The sequence below is a fragment of the Sebaldella sp. S0638 genome (assembly GCF_024158605.1).
GTDB lineage: Bacteria > Fusobacteriota > Fusobacteriia > Fusobacteriales > Leptotrichiaceae > Sebaldella.
This window is the reverse complement of sequence record NZ_JAMZGM010000160.1, coordinates 1-7,483: the sequence shown is the minus strand read 5'-3', so window position 1 is coordinate 7,483 and position 7,483 is coordinate 1. Positions and strand designations below refer to the sequence as shown.

The window sequence follows — 7,483 nt, the reverse complement described above, 5'->3', positions numbered from 1 at the left end:
AGGAGTAAGAGTGGAAAGAGAAGAAGGAAGTGTAAAAGGTACAAAATATCAGTTAGACTTTTCATGGAAATTCTAAAAATAAAAATATAAGAGAAATGAGGATTTATCCCGTTTCTCTTATATACAGGAAAAGTAAGGAGGAGAAATGAGAAAAATATCTGCACTATTGCTGTTAAGTTTAAGTATAACGGGTTATGCCTATACAAGAATGTCAACGCTAACAGAAGAAGTGGACAAAATTAATAAAGCAGAATCAGTAAGGACAGAAAAACTGATGACAAGAAAAACAAAACTTGAAAATGAGCTGTCAAAATTGTACGAAAATTATAACAGCAGAACAGAGATGACAGAAAAACTTAAAATGGATTCAGAAGTAAGATGGTACAGGGATGAGTACAGGGAAATACTGAAAAAGTATGAAACTGTACAGACAGATCTTGAAAAAGAAATAGAAAAAAGAGAAAAAGAACTTACGGTCATAAACAGCGGATTAGGTCTGCTGAATGAATAAATATGGGAAATGAAGATCAATTGTTGCCAAAATATACGGCACAGAGAGTAAAGACGTATCGGGAAACTTAACATCCGCCAGCTGGCCTGTTCGGAAAAGCAAGGAGCAGATACCGGCTGTTATTTTACTCATAATAACTTAGTGTTAAAATAAGAAGTTCCCCGATACCTCTCTGTTCTATAAATATTAACAGGGCAGATTTCAAAAAGAAAAATATCCGTTTTATTAAGATGGATTGGAGGAAATGTGAAAAAAAGAGCTGCGGTATTTCTGCTGCTGACGTTGTTCAGTACACAGCTGTTAACAGCTGCGCCAAAAATAAAAAAAGGCAAGAAGACAGAAAGCCAAAAAATGAAAGAAGAAATAAACAGAATAGAAAAACGTGTAAATGAAATAAATAAGAATATAGAAGATTATAAAGTGAATGAGGCTAAGCTCGATGAGCTTGAGGAAAAATACAGCGAAACAATGAAAGATTTGAGGCTGGATTAATCTGAAATAAAATTACCAGTACATTAAAATGTATCTTTTGCAATACAGGAGGAAAATATGGGGAAAATAATAATGACAGCAGGTTTGGTGCTTTTATCAGCGGGTCTTTATGCACAAAATGAAACAGATTTTGATATTATGGAAGAGGATATAAGCCCGGCACCTGTGACGAAACTGGAAAAAGCAGAAGCGGAACTTGCACATATGCAGGAAAAAGTCGATTTTTATAAAAGAGTAGTAAGAAGTGTGGAAAGAGAAGAAGAGGAACTCAAGGAATTAAAAAAGCAAAGAATACGAAATATAAGAAAGAAATGACTGCTGGCAGGGAGTTGTTATAAACGTGATTTGTAGAATGTTTATAACAACTCCTGTTTTTATAATTTTATTTTATGAAAAAATAAAAACATAAAATTTAAAATAAAAACAGGACACATGTCCTATAAAAAATAAAATAAATGCGATATATTAAAATAACGGAAGATTAATTTAAATAAAATGTAATGTTATAATTATTTTTCTACTTTAAAATTGAGGATGTGATATATTTATGAGAAAAATTTTTAAATTTTTGACTGTTTTTTTTATTTTGTCTTTATTTTTCAATATTTATGGAGTACAGAATAAAAAAAATACTGACGCAAAAAAGAACATAAAGATAACAATACTTTACACAAATGATTTGCATGCTAATGTAGATCCTTTTTTATTTCGTGCAATAGATGAAAAAGAAAAGGTGGGCGGTTTTGCCAATATTACAGCTTTTGTTAAGGATGTAAAAAAGAATAGGGATACTGTGTTCTTTTTTGACGCCGGTGATTATTTTACAGGGCCGGCTGTCAGCACACTTACAGAAGGAGAAGCTATAGTTGATATAGTGGATACTATGGGATATGATGCTATTGCAGTAGGAAACCACGAATTTGACCACGGCTGGAAAAATGCTCTTGAAAAATTAAAAAAATATAAGACTCCTGTTGTTTTAGCCAATATATTTATAGAAGAAAGCGGTCAGCCGTTTTGGGATAAACCATATGTGATAATTGAGAAAAATGGAATAAAACTGGGAGTAATAGGAATCCATGGTAAATTTGCATTTTATGATACAATTACTGCTAATGCTATAAAGGGTTTGGAAGCAAGAGATGAAGAAGAATATTTAAGAAAGTACATCGCAGAGATAAAGGATAAAGTTGATTTAATAGTGGTTTTGGCTCACGAAGGAACCCCTGCAAGACAATCATCAAAAGGAACGGAAGATGTGGCAAGAGCCTTGAAAAAAGATATAGAACTTGCCGGAAATGTAAAGGGAATTGATATATTAATCACCGGGCATGCTCATCAGGGGACACCGGAAGCACTTGTAGCAGGAAATACTCTTATAGTATCTACAGACGCTCAGGGAACTGAAGTAGGAGAACTTGAACTGGTTCTTGATTCAAAAACAAAAAAAATACTATCTCATACAAACAAACTTAATATTATTTATGATAAAAATATAACTGCTGATCCTGAAACACAGCAGGTAATCGATAAATGGAATAAAATAGTTGACGAAAAAACAAAAGAAGTAGTAGGAAAAACAGATATCACGTTAACAAGATCGTATGGTTCGGAATCGCTTTTGGGAAATCTGATAGGTGATGCGATATTTGCCAGTGCTGTATCTAAAGGGGAAAAACCGGATTTTGCAGTTACGAACAGCGGCGGAATAAGAGCAGATATTGAAAAAGGAGATATTACTCAAAAAGATGTAATCAGCGCTTTTCCTTTTCCAAATGCATTAACTGTTCTTACTCTAAATGGAAAAGATGTTATTAGTATGTTTGAACATGCTGCCGGATTGACTAATGGCGTTCTTCAGGTGTCGCACGGACTTATAATGGAATATGATCCGAAAAAAGAAGCGGGAAACAGAATAACGAAACTGGAATTAAACGGTAAAAAAATAGATCCGAATAAAAAATACAGAATAGCAACAAATGATTTTCTTGCTAACGGAGGAGACGGGTTTTCGCAATTCTTATCCGGGACAGAGAGAAATGATATAAATGGTTACATGATGTATAATGCTATTATGGATTATCTGAGAGATAAAAAAACAGTATCTCCAAAACTGGAAGGAAGAGTAACCGCTAAATAGAATATTATGAAATAAGTTAAAAAAATAGAGATATTAATAAATACTCCGGGAGATAACAACGGAGTATTTTTAGTCAGAATTATTTTCTGAATATAAAAATTGTAATAAAAAAAGGGCTGTATCAAAATAGAAATTTTTAAACAGTGAATACAATATATTGATTTTATCCCATGAATTATCACAATATTTTGTTTTCAAATTTCTTAAAAATCTATTTTGATACAGCTCTGTCAGATATCTATTTTTTGTCTTTGTCTTCTGCTATTAATAAGTTTATTTTGTTTTTTCTGAAAAAATCAGTATATTTTTTCGGCGGGGTTTTATTAGTAATAATATAGTTCAGATTCTCAAGCGGTGAGTAAGTCATGAGTGAAATAATGTCAAATTTTGATGAATCTACAAGCAGGAAAATCTCGTCGCTTTTTTCTACTATTAATTTTTTCAGCTCATACTCTTCCACTGACGAATTCGTTGCGCCGCGTGCAATGGAAATACCTGTGGCAGCCATAAAAGCCTTACTTATATTATAGTCTTTCAAAACAAGGGAAGTAGAATTCCCTACGAATGAATTTGTTTTCCTTTTCAGAGTACCGCCAAGTGAAATAATATTCAAATTCGGATATGGAAGCGCTGAAATAATAGCACTCAGGTTATTTGTAAGTATAGTAATGTTATTCTTATTTTTAAGATAATCAATAAGCCACATGGTAGTGGTACCGGAATCAATAAAAATAATATCCCCGTCGTTTATATATGCAGCGGCTATTTCCGCGGCAGCTTTCTTTTCTGCATGGTTTTTTATGTTTCTTTCTTCAAAGGGAACCAGTTTTTTCTGATTTATTGTGACTCCGCCGTATATTTTCTTTATTTTCCCTTTTTCTAAAAGCTCCTTAATATCTCTTCGAATAGTGTTTTTGGAAACCTTAAACACATCACATAGCTTATCCAGTGAAACAGATTCATTTTTTAATATGTATTCTTCTACATTTTTAATTCTATGTGTTTTCATAACGCCATCCTTTCAAAAATTATCAAAGATATAAAAAAAATGGAATCTTTTCGGAGTTCGTAATAAAAAAAGTGGTTAAGTTCTGGGACTAAAAGGAACAATGCTTTTTTAAATATCTTTACTATTATTATAGTATGAAAGTTGCAAAAAGTAAACATATATTATGAAAAAAAGAATATATTTTTGGTATAATTATGTTTTTTATGGTAAACTTTTGATAAAGTTTGATAAAGTTTTTCGAAAAAATAAAAAATAAAATTGACAAAATGGAAAAAATGGGGTAAAAATAATTGATTATATTGAAAAATAAAATAACCAAGAAGTGACAAAAATATAATCATATATATGCTGCAAAGGAAAGCTTTGGGAAAGGAAGTATGTGAATGCCATTATTAGACATGAAAAGTCTGCTTGTTAAGGCACAGCAGGGAAAATACGGAGTGGGAGCTTTTAGCATAGCTAATATGGAAATGATAATGGGAGCAGTAAAAGCAGCCGAAGAGCTGAATTCACCCATTATACTCCAGATAGCAGAAGTCAGGTTAAACTATTCACCGTTAAGTCTTATCGGGCCTATGATGATAGCAGCTGCCGAAAATTCAAAAATACCAATAGCCGTGCATCTGGATCACGGAATAAGTATAGGAAAAATAGAAGAAGCACTGGGGCTGGGCTTTAGTTCTGTTATGATAGACGGGTCGGCATACCCTCTTGAAAAAAATATAGAAATAACAAAGGCAGTGATGGAAAAAGCCGGAAGGTATAATGCAACAGTGGAAGCTGAGATCGGAAAGGTCGGAGGAAGTGAAGACGGGAAAGAAGATCACGGAATGATTTATACTGATGTGAAGGAAGCTCTGAAATTTTATGCTGATACGAAGATTGATGCACTGGCAGTGGCAATAGGAAATGCACATGGAGAGTACAAAGGTGATCCGAAGCTGAATTTTGAGATTCTTGACAGCATAAATAAAGAAGTGGATATTCCCCTTGTTTTACACGGCGGTTCGGGGATAAGCGAAAAAGACTTCAGAAGGTGTATAGAACTTGGTATACATAAGATAAACGTAGCGACATCGACTTTTAATTCGGTGGAAAGTGCAGTAAGAAAGGCATATACAGAAAATAATAACAGAAAAATAGATTATTTTAAACTTCATGGTGCTGAAATACAAGGTGCTTATGAAAACGTGAAAATGCATATTGAGATATTTAACAGTAAAAATAAAGCCTGAGTATAAAATGAGAAAATAAAATCAGCGTCGTGTCCTGTTTATGCAGGAACTATAGATAAAACAGGACAGACAGCGGTTATTTTGAATATATATTTTAGATAAAAAACTAGGAGGAATGGGTATGAAATATTTAAATTTTCACGAGGACAGAAAAATTGACGTTATTCCTATAGGAAGAATAGCAATAGATTTTAATCCTGTGGATATAAATATGACATTGGCACAAAGCCAGACATTTAAGAAATATCTTGGGGGATCGCCGGCTAATATCGCAGTGGGACTGGCAAGACTTGATAAAAAGGTAGGATTCATAGGGAAGGTATCACAGGACAGATTTGGCGACTTTGTAATAGATTATTTCAAAAATGAGGGTATAGATGTAACGAATGTGTTCAGAGCGAAAAACGGAGAATCTCTGGGACTTACATTTACTGAAATTCTCAGCCCTACAGAAAGCAGCATACTTATGTACAGAAATGAAATAGCTGATCTGGTTTTGGAATCAGAGGAAATAAATGAAGAATATATAAAAAATGCAAAAATGATAGTAGTTTCAGGAACTGCTCTGGCAAAAAGCCCTTCAAGGGAAGCTGTGCTGAAAGCAGTGGAATTTGCCAAAAAGCATGAAACAATCGTGGTTTTTGACATAGACTACAGAAGCTATACATGGAAAAATGACGATGAAATAGCAATTTATTATTCAATGGTAGCTAAAAACAGCGATATGGTAATAGGATCAAGGGAAGAATTTAATCTTACGGAGAAATTAATAGCACCAAACAGTACTGATGAAGAAACTGCCAAAAGATGGCTTGGTTACGGCAATAAAATAGTAGTTATAAAACATGGTAAAGAAGGATCAGTGGCGTACACTGCCGACGGGAAAAATTATAAAATAAAGCCGTTTCCTGTAAAACTGCTGAAATCATTCGGCGGAGGAGACGCTTATGCTTCGGCATTTATGTATGGTCTCCTTGAAGGATGGGATATAATGGATGCCCTTGAATTCGGAAGTGCTTCGGCGGCAATGCTTGTAGCTAGCCACAGCTGTTCGGAAGATATGCCTACAGCTGACAGTATAAAGGAATTTATCAGAAAGGCAAAAGAAGAATACGGGGAAATGGTAGCAAGAGGCTAAGCTGTGAATGAAGAAACTTCTTTGTTTGATATCGGATACGCAGATTACGAGGAGGAAAAAATGATAAATTATTTAGACGGGTTACAAAAAGGGGAAAATGTACTTACTAAAGTTGGGGAAAAGCATAATGACATGCTTATGGATATAAGTGTTTTCAATGTAACAAAAGGTGAAGATAAGAAATTTTTCAGTGAAAACAAAGAAACAGCGGTTCTTCTTCTTACAGGAAAGATAGAGCTTTCGTGGGAAGGAAAAAATGCTGTGCTTGAAAGAGGATGCATGTTTGATGAAAATCCTGTATGTCTTCATGTACCAAAGGGTGTGGCTGTGGAAATGAAAGTTTTGGAAGACAGTGAGGTTCTGGTGCAGAAAACTGAAAATAACGGAACTTTTGATTCGAAACTGTACAGCAAAGACGACACTAAGAGCGAGATTTTCGGCGACGGTGTATGGGGAGGTACTGCAAGAAGAGTAGTAAGAACTGTATTTGACTATAATAATGCGCCGTATTCCAATATGGTTTTAGGAGAAGTAATAAATTATCCGGGAAAATGGTCAAGCTATCCGCCGCATCATCACCCGCAGCCTGAAGTTTATTTTTATAAATTTAATAAGCCGCAGGGATTCGGGCTGTGTCTTGTAGGAGAAGAAGCTTATAAAATAAAAAATAACAGTTTTCTTACAATAGACGGCGGTCAGGTGCATCCACAGACGACAGCACCGGGTTATGCCATGTTTTACTGCTGGATGATAAGACATTTTGACGGGAATCCGTGGACTGAAAGAATAGATGAAGAAGAGCATAAGTGGCTTTTGGAAAAGGATGTAAAAATCTGGCCTGAAAAATAATATGCCTGTTCCTGATACTATGTAACTTTAACAGTGGTGTTAGTATGAAAAAGTGGACACAAAAATCTTGATTGTGTAAACTAATTGAGAGAAGGCAGGTGTCCGAAAT

General features: G+C 34.3%; 8 protein-coding genes. 7 read left to right on the top strand and 1 reads right to left on the bottom strand.

Going from position 1 to position 7,483, the window contains the following annotated elements; genetic code table 11:
* Positions 1-145 precede the first annotated feature (145 nt).
* The 4 genes from NK213_RS18310 (at position 146) to NK213_RS18295 (ending at position 3,143) form a co-directional block, all read left to right on the top strand.
* Positions 146-511, top strand: a complete 366-nt coding sequence (locus NK213_RS18310; protein WP_253351923.1) for an adhesion protein FadA — start codon at positions 146-148, stop codon at positions 509-511.
* Positions 512-757: 246 nt separating this feature from the next.
* Positions 758-1,003, top strand: a complete 246-nt coding sequence (locus NK213_RS18305) for a hypothetical protein (protein ID WP_253351922.1) — start codon at positions 758-760, stop codon at positions 1,001-1,003.
* A gap of 57 nt (positions 1,004-1,060) precedes the next feature.
* Positions 1,061-1,318, top strand: coding sequence for a hypothetical protein (locus NK213_RS18300; RefSeq protein ID WP_253351921.1), 258 nt, complete (start codon positions 1,061-1,063; stop codon positions 1,316-1,318).
* 232 nt (positions 1,319-1,550) lie between these two features.
* On the top strand, positions 1,551-3,143 hold the full coding sequence (locus NK213_RS18295) for a bifunctional UDP-sugar hydrolase/5'-nucleotidase (protein WP_253351919.1): 1,593 nt from the start codon (positions 1,551-1,553) through the stop codon (positions 3,141-3,143).
* A 238-nt stretch (positions 3,144-3,381) separates the two neighbouring features.
* On the opposite strand, the gene NK213_RS18290 is transcribed toward NK213_RS18295, so the two are convergent.
* Positions 3,382-4,152: a DeoR/GlpR family DNA-binding transcription regulator gene (locus NK213_RS18290; RefSeq protein WP_253351917.1), complete on the bottom strand. Its 771-nt coding sequence runs from the start codon at positions 4,150-4,152 to the stop codon at positions 3,382-3,384.
* Between the two features lie 383 nt (positions 4,153-4,535).
* Between NK213_RS18290 and NK213_RS18285 the strand changes: the two genes are divergently transcribed.
* The 3 genes from NK213_RS18285 (at position 4,536) to NK213_RS18275 (ending at position 7,374) form a co-directional block, all read left to right on the top strand.
* Positions 4,536-5,387, top strand: a complete 852-nt coding sequence (locus NK213_RS18285) for a class II fructose-bisphosphate aldolase (RefSeq protein WP_253351915.1) — start codon at positions 4,536-4,538, stop codon at positions 5,385-5,387.
* Between the two features lie 121 nt (positions 5,388-5,508).
* The gene (iolC, locus tag NK213_RS18280) at positions 5,509-6,525 is read left to right on the top strand and encodes a 5-dehydro-2-deoxygluconokinase (RefSeq protein WP_253351913.1); all 1,017 of its coding nucleotides are present in this window, start codon (positions 5,509-5,511) and stop codon (positions 6,523-6,525) included.
* 60 nt (positions 6,526-6,585) lie between these two features.
* Positions 6,586-7,374, top strand: coding sequence for a 5-deoxy-glucuronate isomerase (locus NK213_RS18275; RefSeq protein WP_253351911.1), 789 nt, complete (start codon positions 6,586-6,588; stop codon positions 7,372-7,374).
* The last annotated feature ends 109 nt before the right edge of the window (positions 7,375-7,483 follow it).

What these genes read in the sequence shown, in the direction of transcription:
- NK213_RS18310 (WP_253351923.1), top strand. Translation starts at nt 146, where the DNA reads ATGAGAAAAATATCTGCACTATTGCTGTTAAGTTTAAGTATAACGGGT.
- NK213_RS18300 (WP_253351921.1), top strand. Translation starts at nt 1,061, where the DNA reads ATGGGGAAAATAATAATGACAGCAGGTTTGGTGCTTTTATCAGCGGGT.
- NK213_RS18295 (WP_253351919.1), top strand. Translation starts at nt 1,551, where the DNA reads ATGAGAAAAATTTTTAAATTTTTGACTGTTTTTTTTATTTTGTCTTTA.
- NK213_RS18290 (WP_253351917.1), bottom strand. Translation starts at nt 4,152, where the DNA reads ATGAAAACACATAGAATTAAAAATGTAGAAGAATACATATTAAAAAAT.
- NK213_RS18285 (WP_253351915.1), top strand. Translation starts at nt 4,536, where the DNA reads ATGCCATTATTAGACATGAAAAGTCTGCTTGTTAAGGCACAGCAGGGA.
- iolC (WP_253351913.1), top strand. Translation starts at nt 5,509, where the DNA reads ATGAAATATTTAAATTTTCACGAGGACAGAAAAATTGACGTTATTCCT.
- NK213_RS18275 (WP_253351911.1), top strand. Translation starts at nt 6,586, where the DNA reads ATGATAAATTATTTAGACGGGTTACAAAAAGGGGAAAATGTACTTACT.